The organism is Pseudomonas sp. P65(2024) (assembly GCF_057480955.1).
The window spans coordinates 114,523-136,720 of the sequence record NZ_JBLIYX010000016.1; the positions used below are offsets into that span (position 1 = coordinate 114,523).

Below are 22,198 nucleotides of genomic sequence, written 5' to 3' on the forward strand. Positions count from 1 at the left end.
GACTTACTGTCCCAACTTCAGGCGAGCGGTTTCGCCACTGGTGAACGGGGCGACATCGACCGCCTGGCCGTTGTAGCTCACCTGGGCGCCGCGGGCGAAGCCCAGGCGCACCGCGAACGGTGGCTTGCCGGTCAGTTCCAGGCTGTCGCCCTTGCGCTTGATGGCGCTGAACAGCACCTTGCCGTTGCCGTCGGTGACCTGGGTCCAGCAATCGGCGGTGAATTGGATATGGACCTTGGCACTGCCGGCCGGGGCCGGTGCGGCATCAACGGGCGCAGCTGCTGCGGTCGGCGCGACAGGAGCGGCTGGCGCTGCCGCAACAGGCGCGGCAACCGGTGCCACGGGAGCGACGGCGGTCGGCGCGGCGCCGGTGGCTGGCGCGGCGGGTGTCACGGCCGCAACTGGCGCCTGGGCCTCGACGACCGGCGCCTGCTCGGTAACGTTAGGTTCCAGTGGCAGAGCCTGGCCCTCGGGCTGCTGGCCCTCGCTCACGGCCTGGTCTTCCGGCTCGTCCAGCGGATGAATCTGCGTGGTGCCGTCGGCGCTCTCGACTTCGACATGCTCCAGGGCGATCTTGGCCAGGTCCTTGCCGCGCAGGCTGCTCTGGTCCTGCCACCAGAAGAAGCCACCGCCGACCACCGCGACCAGCAGCAACAGGCTGACCACCCGCAGGATATTGTGCGACAGCCGCACCGGCTCTTCGATGCGACCGAGGGCGTGCACTTCGCTGCCCTGGGCGTGGGTGCCGGTGATCTGGTCGAAGGCCTCGACCAGGGGCGCCTGGTCCATGTCCATCAGCTTGGCGTAGGCGCGGATATAGCCACGGGCGAAGGTGTGCCCGGGCAGCTTGTCGAAGGCGCCGTTTTCCAGGTTGTTCAGCGAAGATACCGTGAGGTTGAGCTTGCGAGCGACCTCGGCCTGGCTCCATTCGCGCTTTTCGCGGGCCTGGCGCAAGACATCACCGGGGTTCTGGCGAGTCGCTGCTGCTACTTCAGTGTGCGCGGCTTTCATCGTTGCTCCGACAGGTATTGCTGATATTCCGGCGTACCGGGATAAAGTCGTTGTAATTGCTGGCCCAAACGGGTCGCGGTGCCCTGTTCGTCGAGGGCGATTGCCAGGCGATGGCCCAGCAGCAGGCTGCGGGCATCCTGGTCGCTCAGCTGGCTGAATCGATCGTAGTAATCCCGGGCCGGCACATAATGCCTGTTTTCGTAGGACAACTCAGCCATTTCGAGCAATGCCCTCGGTTGCCGCCGATTGAGCCGAAGGGCTTTTTCCAGGTAGACACGCGCCTGCTCACCCTGCCCCAGCTTCAAGGCGGTGAGCCCCAGGTTCTCGTACACGCGGGAACGCTCAGGATACAGGGTATCGGCGACAGCCTGGAGGAACATCGCCCGGGCCTCGTCGAAACGGCCCTGAGCATATAGGAAACTGCCGTAGTTGTTGCGGATTCGTGTGTCATCCGGGCGGATGGCCAAGGCCTTGGCAAAGTGCTCGCCGGCAAGTACCGGCTCATCCTCGGCCTGGAACACCAGGGCCAGTGCCGCATGGGCCTCGCCGTCACGAGCGTCCAGGGCCAAGGCCTTGCCCAGCGGCGCCTTGGCGCGCTCAGTTAAACCTTGTTGCAAATACCCCAGCCCCAACTGCACGTAGGCTTGCCCCGCCGCCTCACGCCCCTGGCGGCTGGCCAGAGGGTCACCCGCGCCGCCGGACACGCAGCCGGCCAGCAGCGAAAGCGTCAGGATCGACAGCGCGGCGCGCAGGCTCATGGGGCAGGTGCTCGTCAGGGGCGCGCGGCGCTGTCTTGCGGCTCGTCGGCAGCCAGCTGGCGTACGGCGATGTAGCGCTCGCTGCGGCGGGTACGGTCGTTGACCTGACCCACCAGCTGACCGCAGGCGGCATCGATGTCGTCACCGCGGGTGGTGCGCGTGGTCACGTTGAAGCCGCCGTGGTGCAGCAGGTCCTGGAAGCGACGGATGGCATTGTTGCTCGGTCGCTCGTAGCCCGAGTGCGGGAACGGGTTGAACGGGATCAGGTTGATCTTGCACGGCACATCACGCAGCAGCTCGATCATCTGCGCGGCGTGCTCGGGCTGGTCGTTGACGTCCTTGAGCAGGGTGTACTCGATGGTGAGCACGCGCTTGCCGCCGAGGGTGGACATGTAGCCCATGCACGACTCCAGCAGCATCTTCAGCGGGTACTTCTTGTTGATCGGCACCAGCTGGTTGCGCAGTTCGTCGTTCGGCGCGTGCAGCGACAGGGCCAGCGACACGTCGATGTGCTTGGCCAGTTCGTCGATCATCGGCACCACGCCCGAGGTGGACAGGGTGACGCGACGCTTGGAAATGCCATAGCCCAGATCTTCCATCATGATCTTCATGGCGGCGATGACATTGTCGAAATTCAGCAAGGGTTCGCCCATGCCCATCATGACCACGTTGGTGATGGCGCGATCGATCTTGGCCGGAACGGTCCCGAAGGATTTGTTGGCAAGCCACACCTGGCCGATCACTTCGGCGGCGGTGAGGTTGCTGTTGAAGCCTTGCTTGCCGGTGGAGCAGAAGCTGCAGTCCAGGGCGCAGCCGGCTTGCGACGACACGCACAGGGTGCCGCGATCGTCGGTAGGGATGTAGACGGTCTCGACGCAGCTGCCAGAGGCAACGCGGACCACCCACTTGCGGGTGCCGTCGGCGGAAATGTCTTCACTGACCACTTCCGGGCCCCGAATCTCGGCAACGGCCTCGAGCTTTTCGCGCAAGACCTTGCCGACATTGGTCATGGCGGCGAAATCATCGACGCCAAAATGGTGAATCCATTTCATCACCTGACCGGCACGGAAGCGCTTCTCCCCGATTGAGTCGAAGAACTGTTCCATTTCCGCCAGGGTCAGCCCCAGCAGGTTGATCTTGTCAGTCGATGTCGTCATGGATTCACCCTCACCCGTAAGCCTTCGCTTAGCGAGTGGTTACCTCGGTAGCAGCGAAGAAGTAAGCGATTTCGCGAGCAGCGGCGGCTTCGGAGTCCGAACCGTGAACGGCGTTGGCGTCGATCGACTCGGCGAAGTCGGCGCGGATGGTGCCGGCGGCCGCTTCTTTAGGGTTGGTGGCACCCATCAGCTCACGGTTGGCCAGAATGGCGTTTTCGCCTTCCAGAACCTGTACAACGACGGGGCCGGAAGTCATGAAGGCAACCAGGTCACCAAAGAAGCCACGCTCTTTGTGCTCGGCGTAGAAGCCTTCGGCTTCGGCTTTGGACAGCTGCTTCATTTTCGAGGCGACGACGCGCAGGCCGGCTTTCTCGAAGCGAGTGGTGATCTCGCCGATGACGTTCTTGGCAACGGCGTCAGGCTTGATGATGGAGAAAGTACGTTGAACAGCCATGGAAAACTCCAGAATATTGAGTGTTGCGAAAAATTAAACCCGCGAATTATACGCGGGTTCCAGGGGATTGCCTAACCTGCAGCGTGCGCTCAGTCGGCTTCTTCGATCCAGGCCGCCTGGATGGCCTCGAGAACCTTCTCGCCGCAACGCGACGGATCGTCATCGAAGTCCGGCAGCGCCATGACCCAGGCGCGCAGATCGACGAAATTCACGTAATGAGGATCGACCTCGGGCTTGCTTTCCGCAAGCTGGATGGCGATCTCAAGTACATCAACCCATTTCAGACTCATGTACAGGCCCTCAGTGCGGCGCTTCGGCGGCGTGGTTGAGCGAATACTTGGGAATCTCGATGGTGAGGTCCTCATCGCCGACAACCACCTGGCAACCCAGGCGCGACTGCGCCTCCAGGCCCCAGGCCTTGTCCAGCATGTCCTCTTCGAGCTCGTCGGCTTCTTCAAGCGAGTCGAAGCCCTTGCGGATGATGCAGTGGCAAGTGGTGCAGGCCTTGACGCCGCCGCAGGCGCTTTCCATCTCGATGTGATGGTCGTGGGCCAGCTCCAGGATATTGGTCCCGGTCGGCACTTCCACGGTCAAGCCCTCGGGGCAGAACTTCTCGTGCGGCAGGAATGTCACCAGCGGCATCGGTTACTCCTCGATCTCATTCAGGTTGCGCCCGGCCAGTGCGGCTTTGACCGTCGAATCAAGGCGACGGGCGGCAAATGCATCGGTCACCTGCGACAGACGCTTGGTCTGTTGCTCGATGGCGGCGCCATCGGTGCCGGTCAGCAAATCACGTAGTTCCTGCATCTGGAATTCGATCGCGTCGCGCTCGTCACTGCTGAGCAGGCGCTCGCCATCGGCGTCCAGGGCGCCCTGCACCGCCTCGAGCAGGCGCTCGGCGTCGACCTGGTGCTCGCGCAGCTGGCGTGCGTGCTTGTCGGAGCCTGCATGCTCGAAGGAGTCCTTGAGCATGCGGGCGATCTCGCCGTCGGTCAGGCCGTAGGACGGCTTGACCTGGATGCTCGATTCCACGCCCGAACCCAGTTCGCGGGCCGCGACGCTGAGCAGGCCGTCGGCGTCGACCTGGAAGGTCACGCGGATCTTCGCCGCGCCCGCGACCATGGCCGGGATGCCGCGCAGCTCGAAGCGCGCCAGGGAACGGCAGTCGCTGATCAGCTCGCGCTCGCCCTGCAGGACGTGGATCATCATGGCCGACTGGCCATCTTTGTACGTGGTGAATTCCTGGGCGCGGGCCACCGGAATGGTGGTGTTGCGCGGGATCACCTTCTCCATCAGCCCGCCCATGGTCTCAAGCCCCAGGGACAGCGGGATGACGTCGAGCAGCAGCAGCTCGCCGCCTTCGCGGCGGTTGCCGGCGAGGGTATCGGCCTGGATGGCGGCACCGATGGCCACAACCTGGTCCGGGTCGATCGAGGTCAGCGGGGTACGACCGAACAGCGCGCCGACCGCCTCGCGCACGCGCGGCACACGGGTCGAACCGCCGACCATGACCACCGCGCCGACCTCTTCCAGCTCGATGCCGCTGTCGCGCACGGCGCGGCGGCAGGCCTTGAGACTGCGGGCGATCATCGGTTCGATCATGGCTTCGAAGGCGGCACGGGTCAGCTCGCCCTGCCAGGCGCCATGGTGGACGCTGACCGCTTCACTGTCGGTCAAGGCTTCCTTGGCCGCGCAAGCGGTCTGCAGCAGCAGGCGCTGGGTGGCCGGATCGAGATCGGCGGACAAGCCAGCCTGCCCGATGATCCAGCCGGCAATCGCATGGTCGAAGTCATCGCCACCCAGGGCAGTGTCGCCACCGGTAGCCAGCACTTCGAAGACACCGGCGGTCAGGCGCAGGATGGAGATATCGAAGGTACCGCCGCCCAGGTCGAAAATCGCCACGACGCCTTCGGCATCCTGGTCCAGGCCATAGGCCACGGCAGCCGCGGTCGGCTCGTTGAGCAAGCGCAGGACATTGAGGCCGGCCAGCTTGGCGGCGTCCTTGGTCGCCTGGCGCTGGGCATCGTCGAAATAGGCCGGGACGGTGATCACCGCGCCGACCAGCTCGCCACCGAGGGTTTCCTCGGCACGCTGGCGCAGCACCTTGAGAATATCGGCCGACACTTCCACCGGGCTTTTCGGACCCTGGACGGTGTCGATGAACGGCATGTGCGATTCACCGCCGACAAAACGGTACGGCAGTTGCTCGCCCAGCTGCTTGACGTCCGCCAGGCCACGCCCCATCAGACGCTTGACCGACAGGATGCTGTTGAGCGGGTCGCTGGGGGCAGCCTCGCGCGCGGCCAGGCCGACTTCGACAGCGTTGTCGAGATAACGCACGGCGGATGGCAGGATGACACTGCCCTGGGCATCGGGCAGCGGTTCGCTGCGCCCGCTGCGCACGGCGGCGACGAGAGAATTGGTGGTGCCCAGGTCGATGCCCACCGCCAGGCGGCGCTGGTGCGGCTGGGGGCTCTGACCGGGTTCGGCGATCTGCAGTAGGGCCATGCTTATCTGAGTACCTTAGGCGTCATCACGGGCAACGCCGGGGTTAATCGTCGAGGCGCTCTTCGAGTTGGCGCACTTCTTGGGCGAGCTTGTCGAGGAACTGCATGCGGCGCATCAGGCGCTCGGCCTGCTCACGCTCTGCAGCAATATCCCAGCAGGCGGCGAAATCCTCGTTCAGCGTGTCCTGGGCGACCTTGAGGCGCTTCTTGAACACGGCGACACCGTCGAGATCGGCTTCGTCCTGCAGGTCTTCGAGTTCTTCGCGCCACTGCATCTGCTGCAGCAGGAAGTCCGGGTCGTGCACCGTGACTTCCTGAGGCACCTCATGGCCGCCGATGGCCAGCAGGTAGCGGGCCCGGCGCGGCGCGCTGCGCAAGGTCTGGTAGGCGTCGTTGAGGGCCGCCGACTTTTCCAGCGCTACGCGCTGCTCGCGCTCGGAAGCGTCGGCGAAACGGTCCGGATGGACCTCGCGGGCCAGCTCGCGGTAGCGAACGGCCAATTTGTCGAGGTCCAGACGAAAACCAGGCTGCAGGTCAAACAGGGCGAAATGACAAGGAGTACCCACGGCCAGCCTCAAACGTTGAAGCTTTCGCCGCAGCCACACTCACCGCGCACGTTGGGGTTGTTGAACTTGAAGCCTTCGTTCAACCCTTCCTTGACGAAGTCCAGCTCGGTGCCGTCGAGATAGACCAGGCTTTTCGGGTCGATGATGACCTTCACGCCATGGTTCTCGAACACCTGGTCTTCGGCGGCGAGCTCGTCGACGAACTCCAGCACGTAGGCCAGGCCCGAGCAGCCGGTGGTGCGCACGCCCAGGCGAATGCCCTCACCCTTGCCGCGCCCGTCGAGGGAGCGGCGAATGTGGTTGGCGGCGGCTTCTGTCATGCTGATAGCCATCGGAACTCCTTACCTCGCGACAGTCGACTTAGATCAAGCCTTTCTTCTGCTTGTAATCGCGAACAGCTGCCTTGATGGCATCTTCGGCGAGCACGGAGCAGTGGATCTTGACCGGCGGCAGTGCCAGCTCTTCAGCCAGCTGGGTGTTCTTGATGGTTTCGGCCTCGTCCAGGGTCTTGCCCTTCATCCACTCGGTGGCGAGGGAGCTGGAGGCGATGGCCGAACCGCAACCGTAAGTCTTGAACTTGGCGTCTTCGATGACACCCTGCTCGTTGACCTTGATCTGCAGGCGCATCACGTCGCCGCAGGCCGGGGCGCCAACCATGCCGGTGCCGACATCCGGATCGTCGGCGTTCATCTTGCCGACGTTGCGCGGGTTTTCGTAGTGGTCGATGACCTTTTCACTGTATGCCATGGTGCAATTCCTTCCTCATCAGGGAGCCGCTCTTGCCGGCGACTGCTTAGTGGGCGGCCCACTCGATCTTGGAGATGTCGACGCCGTCTTTGTACATGTCCCACAGCGGCGACAATTCACGCAGCTTGTTCACGGCTTCGCAAACCTTCTGCGCGGCGTAGTCGACTTCTTCCTCGGTGGTGAAGCGACCGAAGGAGAAGCGGATCGAGCTGTGCGCCAGTTCGTCATTGCGGCCCAGGGCGCGCAGGACGTAGGACGGCTCGAGCGAAGCGGAGGTGCAGGCCGAACCGGACGAAACGGCGATGTCCTTCAGCGACATCAGCAGCGACTCGCCCTCGACGTAGTTGAAGCTCAGGTTCAGGTTGTGCGGCACGCGCTGGGTCTGGCTGCCGTTGACGTACAGCTCTTCGAGGTCCGAGACCTGCTTGAAGAAGCGGTCGCTCAGGGCCTTGATGCGCACGTTTTCAGCGGCCATTTCCTGCTTGGCGATGGCGAAGGCTTCGCCCATGCCGACGATCTGGTGGGTCGGCAGGGTGCCCGAACGCATGCCGCGCTCATGGCCACCGCCGTGGATGATGGCTTCCAGGCGCACACGCGGCTTGCGGCTGACGTACAGCGCGCCGATGCCTTTCGGGCCATACACCTTGTGCGCGGAGAACGACATCAGGTCGACCTTGAGCTTCTGCAGGTCGATCTCGACACGGCCGGCCGATTGGGCGGCATCGACGTGGAACAAGACGCCGCGCGAGCGGGTCAGTTCACCGATGGCGGCGATGTCGTTGATCGAGCCGACTTCGTTGTTCACGTGCATCAGCGAGACCAGGATGGTGTCGTCGCGCAGCACGGCCTCGACCATGGCTGGGGTGACAATGCCGTCTTCGCCAGGCTCGAGGTAGGTGACTTCGAAACCTTCACGCTCGAGCTGGCGAGCGGTGTCCAGGACCGCCTTGTGCTCGATCTTGGAGGTGATGATGTGCTTGCCCTTGGTCTGATAGAAGTGCGCCACGCCTTTCAGGGCGAGGTTGTCGGACTCGGTGGCACCGCTGGTCCAGACGATCTCGCGCGGGTCGGCGTTGATCAGTTCGGCGACCTGGCGGCGGCCGTTCTCGACTGCTTCCTCGGCCTTCCAGCCGAACACGTGGGAGCGCGAGGCCGGGTTGCCGAAGTTCCCGTCAACCAGCAGGCACTCGGCCATCTTCTGGGCGACACGGGGATCGACCGGCGTGGTCGCGGAGTAATCGAGGTAGATCGGCAACTTCATTGAGTATCTCCTATCAGGCGGTGGCGTCGCTCGTCGCTGTGGTTTCAGTCGACGGCGGACGTCTCAATCTTGTCCAACTGGGCAACTCGGCCTGCGACACGGCGCAGGTCCTGGCGCTGGGCGACTTCCTGCACCTCGCGGCGCATGACGAGGTCGGCCAGGCTGATGCCACTGAGGAATTCATGGATCTGCTGGCTCAGGTCGCACCACAGGTGGTGAGTCAGGCAGGTATCACCGGCGTGGCAGTCCCCCAGCCCCTGGCAACGGGTGGCATCGACCGATTCGTTGACCGCGTCGATGACCTGGGCCACCTGGATGGTTTCCATGCCCCGCGACAGCTGGTAGCCGCCGCCCGGACCGCGAACGCTGGATACCAGGCTGCTGCGGCGCAGCTTGGCGAACAGCTGTTCCAGATAAGAGAGGGAAATGCCCTGGCGCTCGGAAATGTCGGCCAAAGACACCGGCCCCTGCTGCGCGTGCAACGCCAGGTCGAGCATGGCGGTCACGGCGTATCGGCCTTTGGTAGTCAGTCGCATGGCGTATGGGTACCACGGGAGTTACAGGATGTGTGCGAGTATGCGATTCCCGAGCATTTAAGTCAACTATTAGACCTAGTGCTTTAGTCGGGTATGCATGCGGGAGGCGGGCGCGAGTGTAGCAGACAAGGGGCGCAAGCACACGCCCCTTGTGTCGGTCCGGCGCAATCAATGCGACTGAGTGTCGCCCTGCTTGAGTTCGGCGCAGGCCGCGGCGAAGTCGTCGTCGGGCAGCGCCGGCAGCTCCTTGGCACAGTAGTCACTGCCCATCCGGGTCAGCGCGCCGCACATGCCCTCCAGGCGCTCGTCTACGGCCTGCAGGTGGTCGAGCATCTGGCCGATGGCGCGGGCCACCGGGTCCGGCATGTCGCCGCTGACACCGTAGGCATCGAAGCCGATCTTCTCGGCCATGGCCTTGCGCTTGGCCTCGACGGCGTCATCCTCGGTCTTGACGATGATCCGCCCCGGAATGCCCACCGCCGTGGCGCCCGCCGGCACTGCCTTGGTGACCACGGCGTTGGAGCCGATCTTGGCCCCGGCGCCGACGGTGAACGGGCCCAGCACCTTGGCCCCGGCACCGACCACCACGCCGTTTTCCAGGGTCGGGTGACGCTTGCCCTTGTTCCAGCTGGTGCCGCCGAGGGTGACACCCTGGTACAGGGTCACGTCGTCGCCGATCTCGGCGGTCTCGCCGATGACGATGCCCATGCCGTGGTCGATGAAGAAGCGCCGGCCAATGGTCGCACCTGGGTGAATCTCGATGCCGGTCATCCAGCGACCGAAGTTCGACACCAGCCGCGCCAGCCACTTGAAGTCGCGTCGCCACAAGGCATTGCCCAGCCGATGCAGCCAGATGGCGTGCATCCCCGGGTAGCAGGTCAGGACCTCGAAGGCGTTGCGCGCCGCCGGGTCACGATGGAAAACGCTCTGGATATCTTCACGCAGACGTTCGAACATCTGTCAGTCCTTCCGTTTATGCGGCTCGCCCCGTGCGACCTTCTGGGTCTCGGTAAGGATGCCGCGCAAAATGCTCATTTCCGGACGCTCCACCGAGCTTCGCCCATACAGCCGGCGCAGGCGCGCCATCAGGTGCTTGGGTTTCTCGGGATCGAGGAAGCCGATGTCCACCAGAGTCTTTTCCAGGTGGTCGTAGAACAGCTCCATTTCGTCCATGGTCGCCAGCTCGCTGGCGTCGACCTTCTCGACCTTCGCCGCACTGCCCTGCCCTGCCAGCCAGGCCATGCGCACCTCATAGGAGAGCACCTGGACGGCGGCGGCCAGATTCAGCGAGCTGAAGTCGGGGTTCGAGGGAATGTGCACGTGGAAGTGACATCGCTGCAGTTCTTCGTTGGTCAGGCCGGCGTGCTCGCGCCCGAACACCAGGGCGATCTCTTCGCCGCCCATGGCCTGGGCCACGGCCTTGGCCCCGCACTCGCGCGGGTCGATCAGCGGCCAGGGGATGCTGCGCTCACGGGCGCTGGTACCCATGACCAGGCTGCAGCCGACCAGTGCCTGCTCGAGGCTGTCGACCACCTGGGCGTTGTCCAGCACGTCGTCGGCGCCCGAGGCGCGGGCACTGGCGTCCGCGGCCGGAAACTCTTTTGGCTGCACCAGCACCAGACGCGACAAGCCCATGTTTTTCATGGCTCGCGCAGCGCCGCCGATGTTGCCGGGGTGGCTGGTATTGACCAGAACAACACGAATATTTTGCAGCAAGGTGTCGTGCTCTCGGATGCGGAAACAGGAGGGTTCGATCTTACAGAACCGACCAGCGTAACGCCATGAAAGCAAATGTGACACTTCTGTCGTGAAAGATTTCTGCTAGAATGATCGGCTTTCCTCTTTAACATCTCCAGGTGACCTTCCCATGCAGCCTATGCTGAATATCGCCCTGCGCGCCGCTCGCAGCGCCAGTGAACTGATTTTCCGCTCCATCGAACGCCTGGATAGCATCAAAGTCGACGAAAAGCAGGCCAAGGACTACGTGTCCGAGGTTGACCGCGCCGCCGAGAAGGTCATCGTCGAGGCCCTGCGCAAGGCCTACCCGAACCACTCGATCCAGGGCGAAGAGACTGGCCTGCACGCCGGCACCGGCGAAGAAGGCAAGGATTACCTGTGGATCATCGATCCGCTGGACGGCACCACCAACTTCCTGCGTGGCGTTCCGCACTTCGCCGTCAGCATCGCCTGCAAATACCGAGGCCGCCTCGAGCACGCCGTGATCGTCGACCCGGTTCGCCAGGAAGAATTCACCGCCAGCCGTGGCCGTGGCGCCCAGCTCAATGGCCGCCGCCTGCGCGTCAGCTCGCGCACCAGCCTGGAAGGAGCACTGCTGGGCACCGGCTTCCCGTTCCGTGACAACCAGATGGCCGACCTGGACAACTACCTGGGCATGTTCCGCGCCCTGACCGGCCAGACCGCCGGCATTCGCCGCGCCGGCTCCGCCAGCCTGGACCTGGCCTACGTCGCCGCCGGCCGCTTCGACGCCTTCTGGGAGTCGGGCCTGTCCGAGTGGGACATGGCCGCGGGCGTGCTGCTGATCCAGGAAGCCGGTGGCCTGGTGAGCGACTTCAACGGTGGCCACGACTTCCTCGAGAAGGGCCACATCGTCGCGGGCAACATCAAGTGCTTCAAGGCCGTGCTGACCGCCATCCAGCCGCACCTGCCAGAGCACATGAAGCGCTAAGCGCTGATTGCGAGCACAAAAAAGCACCCCTCGGGGTGCTTTTTTTGTATCTGCGATCGACGCCTTCTGTGGGAGCGGCCTGCGAAAGGTTTACTGACCTGGCTGGTTCTGGCTCAAGACCAGCTTGCCATTCTTGTCCAGCGGGATGGTCGAGCCCGGCTCGTGGTCCATCTTCACCTTGCCCACCTGGTCGCCGATGGAATAGGTCACGTTGTAGCCAACCACCTTCTCGCTGATGTCGTTGACCGTGTTGCAACGGGTTTGCGTGGTGGTGTAGGTATCACGCTCCTGCATGCCTTCCTGCACCTTGTTGCCGGCATAGCCGCCACCGACCGCACCGGCCACGGTGGCAATCTTCTTGCCGGTACCGCCACCGATCTGGTTGCCCAGCAGGCCACCGGCGATGGCGCCGACCACCGTACCGGCAATCTGGTGCTGGTCCTTGACCGGCGCCTGGCGCGTCACGGTGACATCCTTGCAGACCTCACGCGGCGTTTTCACTTGCTGCTTGATCGGCTGCACGTCGGTGACCTGGGCGTACTCAGGCCCCTTGTTCACCAAGCTGTAGGTCGCCACAGCACCTCCGGCAGTCACACCGACAGCACCCAGAACCGCACCCACCAGCATTGACTTGTTCACGTGAACCTCCTGATCGTACCCGCGGACTCCGGCCCGCCTTCTCCCTGCCTTGGAGCAAAAAAAAAGGCGCGAGTTCAACACTCGCGCCTCTCTTTGCGCCGAATGGCGCGGAACAAGCCTTACGGACGGTCGTCCACACCCTCGGTCTTGACCGGCGGGATCAGGTCTTCGCTGCTCAGGTTCAGCCAGATCAGCACCACGTTGGCGATGTAGATCGACGAGTAGGTACCCGCCATGACACCGATGAACAGCGCCAGGGAGAAGCCGAACAGGTTGTCGCCGCCGAAGAACAGCAGCGCGGCGATGGCCAGCAAGGTCGACACCGAGGTGGCGACGGTCCGCAGCAGGGTCTGGGTGGTCGAGATGTTGATGTTCTCGATCAGCGAGGCCTTGCGCAGCACGCGGAAGTTCTCGCGCACCCGGTCGAACACGACGATGGTGTCGTTGAGCGAGTAGCCGATGATCGCCAGCACCGCCGCCAGCACCGTCAGGTCGAAGGTGATCTGGAAGAACGACAGGATACCCAGGGTGACCACCACGTCGTGGACCAGCGAGATGATCGCGCCCACGGCGAACTTCCACTGAAAGCGGAACGCCAGGTAGATGAGGATCCCGCCCAGGGCCAGGAGCATGCCGAGGCCACCCTGGTCACGCAGTTCCTCGCCCACCTGCGGGCCGACGAACTCGACGCGCTTGACCGTGGCCGGGTTGTCGCCGCCGATCTTCTGCAGCGCCTCGGCCACGCGGTTGCCCAACTGCGGGTCATCGCCCGGCATGCGCACCAGCAGGTCGGTGGTGGCGCCGAAGCTCTGCACCACGGCATCGTGGAAGCCGGAACCGACCAGTTCGGTACGGACCTTTTCCAGGTCCGCCGGACGCTCGTAGGTGAGCTCGATCAGCGTACCGCCGGTGAAGTCCAGGCCGAAGTTCAGGCCCTTGTGCCACCAGCTGAACAGCGCCAGCACGGTGAGGAGCACGGTAATGGCGAACGCGACATTGCGCACGCCCATGAAGTTGATGGTTTTCATCGCAGCTCCCTCAAACCCACAGCTTCTTGATGTCACGCCCGCCACAGGTCAGGTTGACCAGTGCGCGGGTCACCATGACGGCGGTGAACATCGAGGTGAAAATCCCGAGGGACATGGTGACCGCGAAGCCCTTGACCGGGCCGGTACCCATGGCGAACAGGATGCCACCGACCAGCAGGGTGGTCAGGTTGGCGTCGACGATCGCCGAGTAGGCGCGGTTGAAACCTTCGTGGATGGCGCGCTGCACCGACATGCCGGCGGCGATCTCTTCGCGGATACGCGAGAAGATCAGCACGTTGGCGTCCACCGCCATGCCCATGGTCAGCACGATACCGGCGATGCCCGGCAGGGTCAGGGTGGCACCCAGCAGCGACATCAGCGCCAGCAGCAGGACCATGTTGCCTGCGAGGGCAATGGTCGCCAGCACGCCGAAGGCGCGGTAGATGGCGATGATGAACAGCGAGACGAACAGCATGCCCCACAGGGACGCATCGATACCCTTGGTGATGTTGTCGGCGCCCAGGCTCGGACCAATGGTGCGCTCTTCGGCGAAGTACATCGGCGCGGCCAGGCCACCGGCACGCAGCAGCAGGGCCAGTTCGGACGATTCGCCCTGGCCGTTCAGGCCGGTGATGCGGAACTGGCTGCCCAGCGGCGACTGGATGGTCGCCAGGCTGATGATCTTCTTCTCTTCCTGGAAGGTCTGCACCGCGACTTCTTTCTCGACGCCGTCGACCACCTGCTTCTGGTAGCGGGTGACCGGCTTCTGCTCGATGAAGATCACCGCCATGCTGCGCCCGACGTTGCTGCGGGTGGCGCGGCTCATCAGCTCGCCGCCGTGGCCGTCTAGGCGAATGTTCACCTGCGGGCGACCGTGCTCGTCGAAGCTGGCCTGGGCGTCGGTGACCTGGTCACCGGTGATGATCAGGCCGCGCTCTACAGGGGCGGAGCGGCCGCCTTCGCGGAACTCGAACACCTCGGTGGTGGCCTTGGACGCACCCGGCTCGGCACCGAAGCGGAACTCCAGGTTGGCGGTCTTGCCGAGGATACGCTTGGCTTCGGCGGTGTCCTGCACGCCCGGCAGCTCGACCACGATGCGGTTGGCGCCCTGGCGCTGGACCAGCGGCTCGGCCACGCCCAGCTCGTTGACCCGGTTGCGCACGGTGGTCAGGTTCTGCTTGATCGAGTATTCGCGGATCTCGGCGACTTTCGCCTGGGTCAGCGCCAGACGCAGCACGGCGAGCTCGTTGCGCTCGGTGGTGGTCAGGTCGAAATCATTGAAATTCTTGCGGATCAGGCTGCGGGCCTGTTCGCGGGTAGCATCGTCGGCGAAGCCCAGCATGATGCCGCCGTCCTGCTGGGGCAGGCTGCGGTAGCGGACGCGCTCTTTGCGCAGCAAGGTCTTGACCTCGCCTTCGTAGACTTTCATGCGAGCGGTCATGGCCTTGTCCATGTCCACTTCCAGCAGGAAGTGCACACCACCGGACAGGTCCAGGCCCAGCTTCATCGGGCTGGCACCCAGGTTGCGCAGCCACTGCGGGGTGGTCTGGGCCAGGTTCAGGGCCACGACGTAGTCGTCGCCGAGGGCCTTGCGCGCCACATCCTTGGCCGGCAGCTGGTCTTCCTGATTGGTCAGGCGCACCAGGGCACTGCCCTTCTCGCCCAGGCTGCCGCCTTTGACGGTGATGCCGGCATCGGTCAGGGCCTTGGTCACGCGATCGAGATCGGCCTGGCTGACATGCAGGGCGGAGCTGGCGCCGCTGATCTGCACCGCCGGATCATCCGGATAGAGGTTGGGTGCGGAATAAATGAAGCCGATCGCCAGTACCACCACGATCAGCAGGTATTTCCACAGAGGGTATTTGTTCAGCATCACGCCGCCCGTTCAAGACGCGGGGCGCTTTGCGCGCCCCGACTGGAAAAGAAAACCGGTAACTCAGATAGCCTTGAGCGTACCTTTCGGCAGGGTCGCCGCCACGGCACCCTTCTGGAACTTCAGCTCGACGTTGTCGGACACTTCCAGGACCACGAAGTCGTCGGCAACCTTGACGATCTTGCCGGCGATGCCACCGGTGGTGACTACTTCGTCACCTTTTTGCAGGTTGCTCAGCAGGTTTTTCTGTTCTTTGGCACGTTTGGCCTGCGGGCGCCAGATCATCAGGTAGAAGATGACCAGGAAACCAACCAGGAAGATCCACTCGAAGCCGGTACCGGCTGGGCCGGCGGCTGGGGCTGCAGCGTCCGCGTAGGCGGCGGGAATCAAGAAGCTCATTGGGCACTCCTAATGAATATTTTCTAATAATGGATGCGAACAGTCAGTCCAAGGGCGGCACAGGCAGCCCGCGCTTGGCGTAGAAGGCGTCGACAAAGGCGGCCAATTTACCCTGTTGAATAGCCTCGCGTAAACCGGCCATCAAGCGCTGGTAATGGCGCAAGTTGTGGATGGTATTCAGCATGCTGCTCAACATTTCGCCGCACTTGTCCAAGTGGTGCAGATAGGCGCGGGAGAAGTTGGTGCAGGTATAGCAATCGCAGGTCGGATCCAGCGGCGATTCATCGTGGCGATGGAACGCGTTGCGGATCTTGATCACCCCGGTATCGACGAACAGATGGCCGTTGCGCGCATTGCGCGTGGGCATCACGCAGTCGAACATGTCGACGCCGCGGCGCACACCCTCTACAAGATCTTCCGGCTTGCCTACCCCCATAAGGTAACGAGGTTTGTCAGCCGGCATCTGCGCGGGCAGGTAGTCCAGCACCTTGATCATCTCGTGCTTGGGCTCGCCCACCGACAGGCCGCCGATGGCCAGGCCGTCGAAGTCGATGTTGACCAGTGCTTCCAGCGAGCGCATGCGCAGGTCCTGGTACATGCCACCCTGGACGATGCCGAACAGTGCCGCGGTGTTGTCGCCGTGGGCGTTCTTCGAGCGCTGGGCCCAGCGCAGCGACAGCTCCATGGAGGTGCGCGCCACGTCGTGCTCGGCCGGGTACGGCGTGCACTCGTCGAAGATCATCACGATGTCCGAACCCAGGTCGCGCTGGACCTGCATGGACTCCTCGGGGCCCATGAACACCTTGGAACCGTCCACTGGCGACGCGAAGGTCACGCCTTCCTCCTTGATCTTGCGCATGGCGCCCAGGCTGAACACCTGGAAACCACCGGAATCAGTGAGGATAGGGCCTTTCCATTGCATGAAATCGTGCAGGCCGTTGTGTTTCTTGATGACCTCGGTGCCCGGGCGCAGCCACAGGTGGAAGGTATTGCCGAGGATGATCTCGGCGCCGATGGCCTCGATGTCACGCGGCAGCATGCCCTTGACCGTGCCGTAGGTGCCCACCGGCATGAAGGCCGGGGTCTCGACGGTGCCACGGGGGAAGGTCAGCCGGCCACGACGGGCCTTGCCGTCGGTAGCCAGCAGTTCGAACGACATTCGACAGGTGCGACTCATGCTTGATCCTCTGGGCCGCGTGGCGCCGGATTGCGGGTGATGAACATGGCATCACCGTAACTGAAGAAACGGTACCCGTTCTCGACCGCCGCCGCGTAGGCGGCCATGGTCTCGGGGTAACCGGCGAAGGCCGAGACCAGCATCAGCAGCGTGGACTCCGGCAGGTGGAAGTTGGTGACCAGGCAATCGACCACATGGAACGGTCGGCCCGGGAAGATGAAGATGTCCGTGTCGCCACTGAAGGCCTTGAGCTCGCCATCGCGCGCCGCGCTCTCCAGCGAACGCACGCTGGTGGTGCCCACGGCGATCACCCGGCCGCCACGGGCGCGGCACGCGGCCACGGCGTCGACCACGTCCTGGCTCACTTCGAGCCACTCTTTATGCATGGTGTGGTCTTCGATCTTGTCGACCCGCACCGGCTGGAAGGTGCCGGCGCCCACATGCAGGGTGACGAAGGCGCGCTCGACGCCCTTGGCGGCGATCTTCGCCAGCAACTCTTCGTCGAAATGCAGGCCGGCGGTGGGCGCGGCCACGGCGCCGGCGCGCTCGGCGTAGACGGTCTGGTAGCGCTCGCGGTCGGCGCCCTCGTCGGGACGGTCGATGTACGGCGGCAGCGGCATGTGACCAACGCGCTCGAGCAGCGGCAGCACCTCTTCGCTGAAGCGCAGTTCGAACAGCGTGTCGTGGCGCGCGACCATCTCGGCCTCGCCACCGCCGTCGATGAGGATCTGCGTGCCTTCTTTCGGCGCCTTGCTGGCGCGCACGTGGGCCAGCACGCGATGGCTGTCGAGCACGCGCTCGACCAGCACTTCCAGCTTGCCGCCGGAGGCTTTCTGGCCGAACAGCCGCGCCGGAATCACCCGGGTGTTGTTGAACACCATCAGGTCGCCGGGGCGCAGGTAGTCGAGCAGGTCGGTGAACTGCTTGTGGGCCAGTTCGCCGCTGGGGCCATCGAGCACCAGCAGGCGGCTGCCATGACGCTCGGCCAGTGGATGGCGGGCGATCAAGGAATCGGGGAGTTCGAAAGAAAAATCGGCGACGCGCATGATGATGTTCGGGTTCGACAGGGCCGGGAAGTTTAGCCCAATGCGTGAAAATTGACCATGAAAGCCGATTGACCACCTTGGGCGACCTCTCTATACTGCGGCGCCACAAGCCCTGATGGCGGAATTGGTAGACGCGGCGGATTCAAAATCCGTTTTCGAAAGGAGTGGGAGTTCGAGTCTCCCTCGGGGCACCAAGATCCAGAAAAAACCGACCTTATGGTCGGTTTTTTTGTGCCTGCAAATCAGTGCATCCGTCGATGTGCTCGATCCCTCGTCTTTTCATCCCCTCCCTCGGTCATGCGCTTTACCAAAACCGTTTCAGATGCCGATAATGTCAGTTTGCAATCAGCCTAGCGCTTTATCCCAGCCTCGAAACGGAGTTCGCATGATCCAGGCAGAACAGACCTTGCCTTCCACACGTAGCAGCCGAATCACATCTCTCGTGGCCAAGGTAATGACAGGGATAGGTGTACTGCTCGGCGGCATGTGGGCTGTCATCACTTACCTGGTGCCTGATCCCAGCGTGTTTGGCTTTGGCTTCATCAACTGGCGCAATATCGTGCTGCTGGTGAGTACCTTCACGCTACTTGGCAGCCTGTCGATCTGCTGGCAGATGCGCAACCTGCCCAAAGTACTGCACGGCACGCTGCTGACCTTCCTGATCGCCGCGGTCTCGTTCATTTTCTTCATTCTGGGTACGGAGTATGCGAAGCCTTCCTTCGAGTTCGCCAAGGTGCAATCGACCGTGGTCGAAAACGAAGGCAACAACCTGCTTGGCAAGCGCCTTGAGGTGGTGGATGACGTCAGGTTCGAACTGATCGGTTGCGAGAACATTGGCCGCTTCCCCAACTGCACCTTCGAGCTGACCAACCAGGGCATGGACCGTGATTTCCGCTTCGATAACGCTTCCCGCCTGTTCGACGAAGCAGGCGCCCCGTTGCGTGTCGGCGAAATGCGCGTAGGCCAGCAACGCAACAATCCATGGGGTGAGTTCCAGCTGATTCGTACTGTGCCCACCCGTGTCACGTTGGTTTTCCAGGAAGCTGATCGCAAGATCGAGCGCTCGCCATCCATCAAGCTCATCTTCCGTACTCGCATGAATGAAGAGCAGGCACTCAAGTTCAATGAAGTTTCGCTGAAGTGAATCAGGCGGCTGATAGCCGTACGAGTGATGCGATATACCTGTAGGTAGGCTCTCTCGGACATCAGGACTCGCAAAGAACCGACCTTATGGTCGGTTTTTTTGCGCCTGCAATTGGCAGCTGCCCTTCCCTCAGCTCTCGCCATTGCCTCGCACCTGGCAAAAATGCCAGTTACCCCGGCTCGAGACCATGGGTATGTTGACCGTGAAGGACGCAATCAGGCGCCCAACTGCCAGGGTATCAAGCGCATGTGTACACGGAACGTATCCATCCTGTTAGCAGGCGTGCTGTGCTGCCTGTCCACGACCAGCGTCATGGCCGCCACCGCCGAGTCGGTGCAACACTTTATCGCCCCCTGCTTCAGCCCTGTACAGAAGGTCAATTGCGAGGTGTCCGGAGTTGTGCGCAGCGGTGCCGGGTTGATCCTCGTGAATGACAAGCGCATGCCCACCCCCGCTGGCTCCGCAGTGTTCACGATGCAGCTCAAGGACGACCTGGCCATCGGCCCTCCGACCTACTTGGAAAACCAGGTCTTGAGCCAGGCTGACAAATACGAAGCCCTGACCACCACCCTGGACGGCAAATTCGTCATCGCCAGTACTGCATTCAACAAGGAAGGCACCCTCGATAATCCCGGGCTCGATGTGCTCAATACCTTGGTGTACTGGCCTGTAATCGCGCCGGACCAGGCCAAGGTCCTGTCACCCTCAACGCGAGGCGGTATCACCAGCTCGCGCGAACTGCGGGAAAAGATCTTCAAGGCGATCGACTTGCACAAACAGCAGGAAGGAGGCGCCCAGTCGCCCGCCACGTCTTATTTCCAGGTCGAAGCACTGACAACCGCCCCCGACGACACCTTGTTGATCGGCCTGCGCAAGTACGGTCAGGACAGCAAGACGGCCACTTTCTCATTCCTGCTGCTCTCGGTTTCGTTGAAGCCGCTCGATGGAGAACTGATGCTGGGCGATGCGTTCAAGGTCATCCTGGACCTCACACCCGACAAACTCGCGCGTGAACTGGGACTGCCCGACGGCTCGCTTGCGGAGCTTGGACTGTCAGGCATCGAGTTCGACCGTTACAACAATGACCGTTTCTATGCCGTCACCAGCTTCGAAAAAGGCGATGTCCTCGGTGGTTACCTGTGGATGCTACCTCTGGAAAAAGGCGCTGCAGGACAGCCACAACCCGTCAGAGGCAAGGATGGAGCACCGATAAAGTTCGCCAACAAGCCGGAAGGTGTCGAAGTACTCGATCAGCACCGAGTATTGGTCGTACACGATGATGATCGGGTCAAGGTGAAGGACGACGAAAACGGCAGCGTGCGCAAGGACTACGAGTTTACCTACAGTGTCATCAACCTCGCGCCAACGCAGTAGGTCTTGTATGCCAGGGCGCCAAGAGGCATGAAGCCTTGCTCACCGTAGCGACTCAGTGACCCACAGCCTGTACGGCAGAGAACCACTGGCTATGCCCGGCTCATCCGCCGATGGATTTTTAAGCTGCCTATACGGCAGTGAACCCGGAACAATTTCAAGCAGCCTTGGAGAGAATTATCTGAGCTGCCTACACGGCAGCTCAGATAATGATCGCAGAAGCCTGTTCCATGGCTGATTTGTTCACTGCCGCGTAGCAACTCAAAACTCGACCAGGTACGCAATAGCCGCCAGCGCCTTTTTCTAAGCTGACTACACGGGTGAGCGAGGGGAACAGGGCTGCAACCAAGTGAGAATTTCTGAGTGCCCCTTACAACAGCCCAGAAAACCTTCGCCGCTAGCCCCCTTCCTGCACAGAAAATCACACAAAGTACAACTTACTGTGTAGCCAGAGCTGCCGCTCTACACTAAGTTCCACAAACCGTGACTTTCTGTTGATCGATCCATGCCTGCGCAGCCGCTTCAGTACCTCTATCGAAGCCTGCACCACCTCGCCACGCCCCAGCGCGATCTGTTCACGCCAGCGGATATGCGTGCCCTGGTGCCCGGCTTGTCCGACGGCGCCTATCGCTCGCTGCTGTGCAGGGCGTCCAGCGACAGCATCCTGATCAGGGCGTGCAGGGGGCTTTACCTCTTCACTCCGGCCAAACCCAACCCTGGGCTCGTGCTCTATCACACCGCGGCCCGCTTGCGAGCTGACAACCTCAACTACATCAGCCTCGAGTGCGCCCTCAGCGATATCGGAGTGATCTCTCAGGTACCACAGAACTGGCTGACTATCATGTCGTCAGGACGAAGCCAGACCATAAGCTGCGCAGCTTTCGGCACGGTCGAGTTCGTCCATACCACCCGTACCGCTCTCGAACTCAACGGCCAACTCGACTACGACGACCGCTGCCGCCTATGGCGCGCCAAAGCCTCGCTGGCCTTGGCCGACATGAAGCGGACCAGACGCAATCTGGAGCTGATCGACTGGAAAACGGCCAATGAACTTGTTTGATCGACTTGTCCTGCACGCCCTGGGCAACACACCTGAGGTCGCTTCACTGTAAGCAGCCTGCCCAGAATTGACATCCCGCTATCAGTTGCACAGGGTTGGCATTTTCTCAAAACTGCGGAACATCATCCATGCCACTTAGCCATCGACCCGTTCGCCCTGCCGACATCGCCACGCTCTGCGACTTCCCTCAAGGCCCGGACGAACTGTTCTATATGTTCCCCAAAGCCACCTACCCGCTCACTCCCGCGCAACTGAGCGAAGCCATCGCCCAGCGCAGCGGCTCGACGGTGGTCGAAATCGACGGGGTGATCGTTGGCTTCGCCAATTTCTACAAGGCCGAGTATGAAGGCGTCTGCGCACTGGGTAATGTGGTTGTAGCCCCAACTGCGCGGGGTCAGGGCGTGGCACGTTATCTGGTGCAGTGCATGATCGACTTGGCTCTCCAAGCCTTTGCGGCGCGGGAGGTCTGGGTGTCGTGTTTCAATCACAACACCGCAGGGCTGCTGCTTTATCCACAGCTGGGTTTTGTGCCGTTCGGGATCCAGGAGCGGCGGGCGCCGGATGGGTCCCGGGTAGCGCTGGTGCAGATGAAGCAGGAGTTGAGCTGAGGTTGAGGTGATTTACGTGTGTGCGGTGTGGCCTGGATTGGGGCTGCGTTGCAGCCCTTCGCGGGGCAAGTCGAGGGTGTCAGAAATTTTGTGTTCGGGCATAACATGAGTAAGAGGTGCATGTATGCCAACCAAAAAGAAACCCTTGCGTGACCTGCCCAAAATCCCCA

At 62.6% G+C, this 22,198-nt stretch carries 25 protein-coding genes and 1 tRNA gene; 6 read left to right on the top strand and 20 right to left on the bottom strand.

Annotated features, from left to right (window positions below; translation table 11 throughout):
• Window positions 1-3: 3 nt before the first annotated feature.
• The 14 genes from AC25MA_RS20185 to trmJ all read right to left on the bottom strand — a co-directional run bounded on the left by AC25MA_RS20185 (window position 4) and on the right by trmJ (window position 10,713).
• Window positions 4-1,011, bottom strand: coding sequence for a RodZ domain-containing protein (locus AC25MA_RS20185; protein ID WP_186594425.1), 1,008 nt, complete (start codon window positions 1,009-1,011; stop codon window positions 4-6).
• Window positions 1,008-1,769 carry a type IV pilus biogenesis/stability protein PilW gene (gene pilW, locus AC25MA_RS20190; protein ID WP_028689595.1) on the bottom strand — a complete coding sequence of 254 codons (762 nt, stop codon included), beginning with the start codon at window positions 1,767-1,769 and terminating at the stop codon, window positions 1,008-1,010. Before pilW ends, AC25MA_RS20185 begins: the two co-directional genes overlap by 4 nt.
• Before the next feature lie 14 nt (window positions 1,770-1,783).
• Window positions 1,784-2,926: a dual-specificity RNA methyltransferase RlmN gene (gene rlmN, locus AC25MA_RS20195; RefSeq protein WP_062364551.1), complete on the bottom strand. Its 1,143-nt coding sequence runs from the start codon at window positions 2,924-2,926 to the stop codon at window positions 1,784-1,786.
• 28 nt (window positions 2,927-2,954) lie between these two features.
• Window positions 2,955-3,380: a nucleoside-diphosphate kinase gene (gene ndk / locus AC25MA_RS20200; RefSeq protein ID WP_023630072.1), complete on the bottom strand. Its 426-nt coding sequence runs from the start codon at window positions 3,378-3,380 to the stop codon at window positions 2,955-2,957.
• Window positions 3,381-3,469: 89 nt separating this feature from the next.
• Entirely contained in the window at window positions 3,470-3,670 is a 201-nt protein-coding gene (gene iscX / locus AC25MA_RS20205) for a Fe-S cluster assembly protein IscX (protein ID WP_028689593.1), read from the bottom strand.
• 10 nt (window positions 3,671-3,680) lie between these two features.
• The gene (fdx, locus tag AC25MA_RS20210) at window positions 3,681-4,022 is read right to left on the bottom strand and encodes an ISC system 2Fe-2S type ferredoxin (protein ID WP_028689592.1); all 342 of its coding nucleotides are present in this window, start codon (window positions 4,020-4,022) and stop codon (window positions 3,681-3,683) included.
• Window positions 4,023-4,025: 3 nt separating this feature from the next.
• A complete protein-coding gene (hscA, locus tag AC25MA_RS20215; protein ID WP_028689591.1) occupies window positions 4,026-5,888 on the bottom strand; it encodes a Fe-S protein assembly chaperone HscA in 1,863 nt (620 codons plus the stop codon).
• A gap of 43 nt (window positions 5,889-5,931) precedes the next feature.
• A complete protein-coding gene (gene hscB / locus AC25MA_RS20220) occupies window positions 5,932-6,453 on the bottom strand; it encodes a co-chaperone HscB (RefSeq protein ID WP_062575680.1) in 522 nt (173 codons plus the stop codon).
• 8 nt (window positions 6,454-6,461) lie between these two features.
• Window positions 6,462-6,785: an iron-sulfur cluster assembly protein IscA gene (gene iscA / locus AC25MA_RS20225; protein WP_023630636.1), complete on the bottom strand. Its 324-nt coding sequence runs from the start codon at window positions 6,783-6,785 to the stop codon at window positions 6,462-6,464.
• Window positions 6,786-6,813: 28 nt separating this feature from the next.
• On the bottom strand, window positions 6,814-7,200 hold the full coding sequence (iscU, locus tag AC25MA_RS20230; protein ID WP_011532337.1) for a Fe-S cluster assembly scaffold IscU: 387 nt from the start codon (window positions 7,198-7,200) through the stop codon (window positions 6,814-6,816).
• Between the two features lie 46 nt (window positions 7,201-7,246).
• Window positions 7,247-8,461, bottom strand: a complete 1,215-nt coding sequence (locus AC25MA_RS20235; protein WP_046854251.1) for an IscS subfamily cysteine desulfurase — start codon at window positions 8,459-8,461, stop codon at window positions 7,247-7,249.
• Window positions 8,462-8,505: 44 nt separating this feature from the next.
• Complete coding sequence (gene iscR, locus AC25MA_RS20240) at window positions 8,506-8,997, bottom strand: Fe-S cluster assembly transcriptional regulator IscR (RefSeq protein WP_028689588.1); 492 nt, start codon at window positions 8,995-8,997, stop codon at window positions 8,506-8,508.
• Window positions 8,998-9,165: 168 nt separating this feature from the next.
• Window positions 9,166-9,954, bottom strand: coding sequence for a serine O-acetyltransferase (cysE, locus tag AC25MA_RS20245; RefSeq protein WP_028689587.1), 789 nt, complete (start codon window positions 9,952-9,954; stop codon window positions 9,166-9,168).
• A gap of 3 nt (window positions 9,955-9,957) precedes the next feature.
• Window positions 9,958-10,713 (bottom strand): tRNA (cytosine(32)/uridine(32)-2'-O)-methyltransferase TrmJ, encoded by a 756-nt coding sequence (gene trmJ, locus AC25MA_RS20250; RefSeq protein ID WP_062364557.1) that lies wholly within the window; start codon window positions 10,711-10,713, stop codon window positions 9,958-9,960.
• 151 nt (window positions 10,714-10,864) lie between these two features.
• On the opposite strand from trmJ, the gene suhB reads away from it, so the two are divergent.
• On the top strand, window positions 10,865-11,683 hold the full coding sequence (gene suhB, locus AC25MA_RS20255) for a type III secretion system regulator SuhB (protein ID WP_028689585.1): 819 nt from the start codon (window positions 10,865-10,867) through the stop codon (window positions 11,681-11,683).
• Window positions 11,684-11,773: 90 nt separating this feature from the next.
• On the opposite strand, the gene AC25MA_RS20260 is transcribed toward suhB, so the two are convergent.
• From AC25MA_RS20260 to queA, 6 genes are all read right to left on the bottom strand, one after another.
• Window positions 11,774-12,322 carry a glycine zipper 2TM domain-containing protein gene (locus tag AC25MA_RS20260; RefSeq protein WP_028689584.1) on the bottom strand — a complete coding sequence of 183 codons (549 nt, stop codon included), beginning with the start codon at window positions 12,320-12,322 and terminating at the stop codon, window positions 11,774-11,776.
• Between the two features lie 119 nt (window positions 12,323-12,441).
• Window positions 12,442-13,350, bottom strand: a complete 909-nt coding sequence (secF, locus tag AC25MA_RS20265) for a protein translocase subunit SecF (RefSeq protein WP_028689583.1) — start codon at window positions 13,348-13,350, stop codon at window positions 12,442-12,444.
• A gap of 10 nt (window positions 13,351-13,360) precedes the next feature.
• Window positions 13,361-15,223 (bottom strand): protein translocase subunit SecD, encoded by a 1,863-nt coding sequence (gene secD, locus AC25MA_RS20270; protein WP_028689582.1) that lies wholly within the window; start codon window positions 15,221-15,223, stop codon window positions 13,361-13,363.
• A gap of 63 nt (window positions 15,224-15,286) precedes the next feature.
• Window positions 15,287-15,622, bottom strand: a complete 336-nt coding sequence (gene yajC, locus AC25MA_RS20275) for a preprotein translocase subunit YajC (protein ID WP_050704350.1) — start codon at window positions 15,620-15,622, stop codon at window positions 15,287-15,289.
• Window positions 15,623-15,665: 43 nt separating this feature from the next.
• Entirely contained in the window at window positions 15,666-16,781 is a 1,116-nt protein-coding gene (gene tgt, locus AC25MA_RS20280) for a tRNA guanosine(34) transglycosylase Tgt (protein WP_023629281.1), read from the bottom strand.
• Between the two features lie 14 nt (window positions 16,782-16,795).
• Window positions 16,796-17,845 (bottom strand): tRNA preQ1(34) S-adenosylmethionine ribosyltransferase-isomerase QueA, encoded by a 1,050-nt coding sequence (queA, locus tag AC25MA_RS20285; RefSeq protein ID WP_028689579.1) that lies wholly within the window; start codon window positions 17,843-17,845, stop codon window positions 16,796-16,798.
• Window positions 17,846-17,954: 109 nt separating this feature from the next.
• Between queA and AC25MA_RS20290 the strand changes: the two genes are divergently transcribed.
• The 5 genes from AC25MA_RS20290 (at window position 17,955) to AC25MA_RS20310 (ending at window position 22,028) form a co-directional block, all read left to right on the top strand.
• A tRNA-Leu gene (locus AC25MA_RS20290) sits at window positions 17,955-18,039 on the top strand.
• 191 nt (window positions 18,040-18,230) lie between these two features.
• Window positions 18,231-18,989 carry a hypothetical protein gene (locus AC25MA_RS20295; RefSeq protein WP_028689578.1) on the top strand — a complete coding sequence of 253 codons (759 nt, stop codon included), beginning with the start codon at window positions 18,231-18,233 and terminating at the stop codon, window positions 18,987-18,989.
• Between the two features lie 312 nt (window positions 18,990-19,301).
• Window positions 19,302-20,363, top strand: a complete 1,062-nt coding sequence (locus AC25MA_RS20300; RefSeq protein ID WP_486972333.1) for a hypothetical protein — start codon at window positions 19,302-19,304, stop codon at window positions 20,361-20,363.
• A gap of 502 nt (window positions 20,364-20,865) precedes the next feature.
• On the top strand, window positions 20,866-21,420 hold the full coding sequence (abiEi, locus tag AC25MA_RS20305) for a type IV toxin-antitoxin system AbiEi family antitoxin (protein WP_486972334.1): 555 nt from the start codon (window positions 20,866-20,868) through the stop codon (window positions 21,418-21,420).
• Window positions 21,421-21,548: 128 nt separating this feature from the next.
• Window positions 21,549-22,028 (top strand): GNAT family N-acetyltransferase, encoded by a 480-nt coding sequence (locus tag AC25MA_RS20310; RefSeq protein WP_028689575.1) that lies wholly within the window; start codon window positions 21,549-21,551, stop codon window positions 22,026-22,028.
• The last annotated feature ends 170 nt before the right edge of the window (window positions 22,029-22,198 follow it).

What these genes read in the sequence shown, in the direction of transcription:
- iscR (WP_028689588.1), bottom strand. Translation starts at nt 8,997, where the DNA reads ATGCGACTGACTACCAAAGGCCGATACGCCGTGACCGCCATGCTCGAC.
- ndk (WP_023630072.1), bottom strand. Translation starts at nt 3,380, where the DNA reads ATGGCTGTTCAACGTACTTTCTCCATCATCAAGCCTGACGCCGTTGCC.
- AC25MA_RS20300 (WP_486972333.1), top strand. Translation starts at nt 19,302, where the DNA reads ATGGCCGCCACCGCCGAGTCGGTGCAACACTTTATCGCCCCCTGCTTC.
- AC25MA_RS20235 (WP_046854251.1), bottom strand. Translation starts at nt 8,461, where the DNA reads ATGAAGTTGCCGATCTACCTCGATTACTCCGCGACCACGCCGGTCGAT.
- fdx (WP_028689592.1), bottom strand. Translation starts at nt 4,022, where the DNA reads ATGCCGCTGGTGACATTCCTGCCGCACGAGAAGTTCTGCCCCGAGGGC.
- AC25MA_RS20310 (WP_028689575.1), top strand. Translation starts at nt 21,549, where the DNA reads ATGCCACTTAGCCATCGACCCGTTCGCCCTGCCGACATCGCCACGCTC.
- hscA (WP_028689591.1), bottom strand. Translation starts at nt 5,888, where the DNA reads ATGGCCCTACTGCAGATCGCCGAACCCGGTCAGAGCCCCCAGCCGCAC.
- AC25MA_RS20185 (WP_186594425.1), bottom strand. Translation starts at nt 1,011, where the DNA reads ATGAAAGCCGCGCACACTGAAGTAGCAGCAGCGACTCGCCAGAACCCC.
- pilW (WP_028689595.1), bottom strand. Translation starts at nt 1,769, where the DNA reads ATGAGCCTGCGCGCCGCGCTGTCGATCCTGACGCTTTCGCTGCTGGCC.
- tgt (WP_023629281.1), bottom strand. Translation starts at nt 16,781, where the DNA reads ATGTCGTTCGAACTGCTGGCTACCGACGGCAAGGCCCGTCGTGGCCGG.
- abiEi (WP_486972334.1), top strand. Translation starts at nt 20,866, where the DNA reads ATGCCTGCGCAGCCGCTTCAGTACCTCTATCGAAGCCTGCACCACCTC.
- secF (WP_028689583.1), bottom strand. Translation starts at nt 13,350, where the DNA reads ATGAAAACCATCAACTTCATGGGCGTGCGCAATGTCGCGTTCGCCATT.
- AC25MA_RS20295 (WP_028689578.1), top strand. Translation starts at nt 18,231, where the DNA reads ATGATCCAGGCAGAACAGACCTTGCCTTCCACACGTAGCAGCCGAATC.
- secD (WP_028689582.1), bottom strand. Translation starts at nt 15,223, where the DNA reads ATGCTGAACAAATACCCTCTGTGGAAATACCTGCTGATCGTGGTGGTA.
- iscA (WP_023630636.1), bottom strand. Translation starts at nt 6,785, where the DNA reads ATGGCTATCAGCATGACAGAAGCCGCCGCCAACCACATTCGCCGCTCC.
- yajC (WP_050704350.1), bottom strand. Translation starts at nt 15,622, where the DNA reads ATGAGCTTCTTGATTCCCGCCGCCTACGCGGACGCTGCAGCCCCAGCC.
- queA (WP_028689579.1), bottom strand. Translation starts at nt 17,845, where the DNA reads ATGCGCGTCGCCGATTTTTCTTTCGAACTCCCCGATTCCTTGATCGCC.
- suhB (WP_028689585.1), top strand. Translation starts at nt 10,865, where the DNA reads ATGCAGCCTATGCTGAATATCGCCCTGCGCGCCGCTCGCAGCGCCAGT.
- rlmN (WP_062364551.1), bottom strand. Translation starts at nt 2,926, where the DNA reads ATGACGACATCGACTGACAAGATCAACCTGCTGGGGCTGACCCTGGCG.
- iscU (WP_011532337.1), bottom strand. Translation starts at nt 7,200, where the DNA reads ATGGCATACAGTGAAAAGGTCATCGACCACTACGAAAACCCGCGCAAC.
- cysE (WP_028689587.1), bottom strand. Translation starts at nt 9,954, where the DNA reads ATGTTCGAACGTCTGCGTGAAGATATCCAGAGCGTTTTCCATCGTGAC.
- iscX (WP_028689593.1), bottom strand. Translation starts at nt 3,670, where the DNA reads ATGAGTCTGAAATGGGTTGATGTACTTGAGATCGCCATCCAGCTTGCG.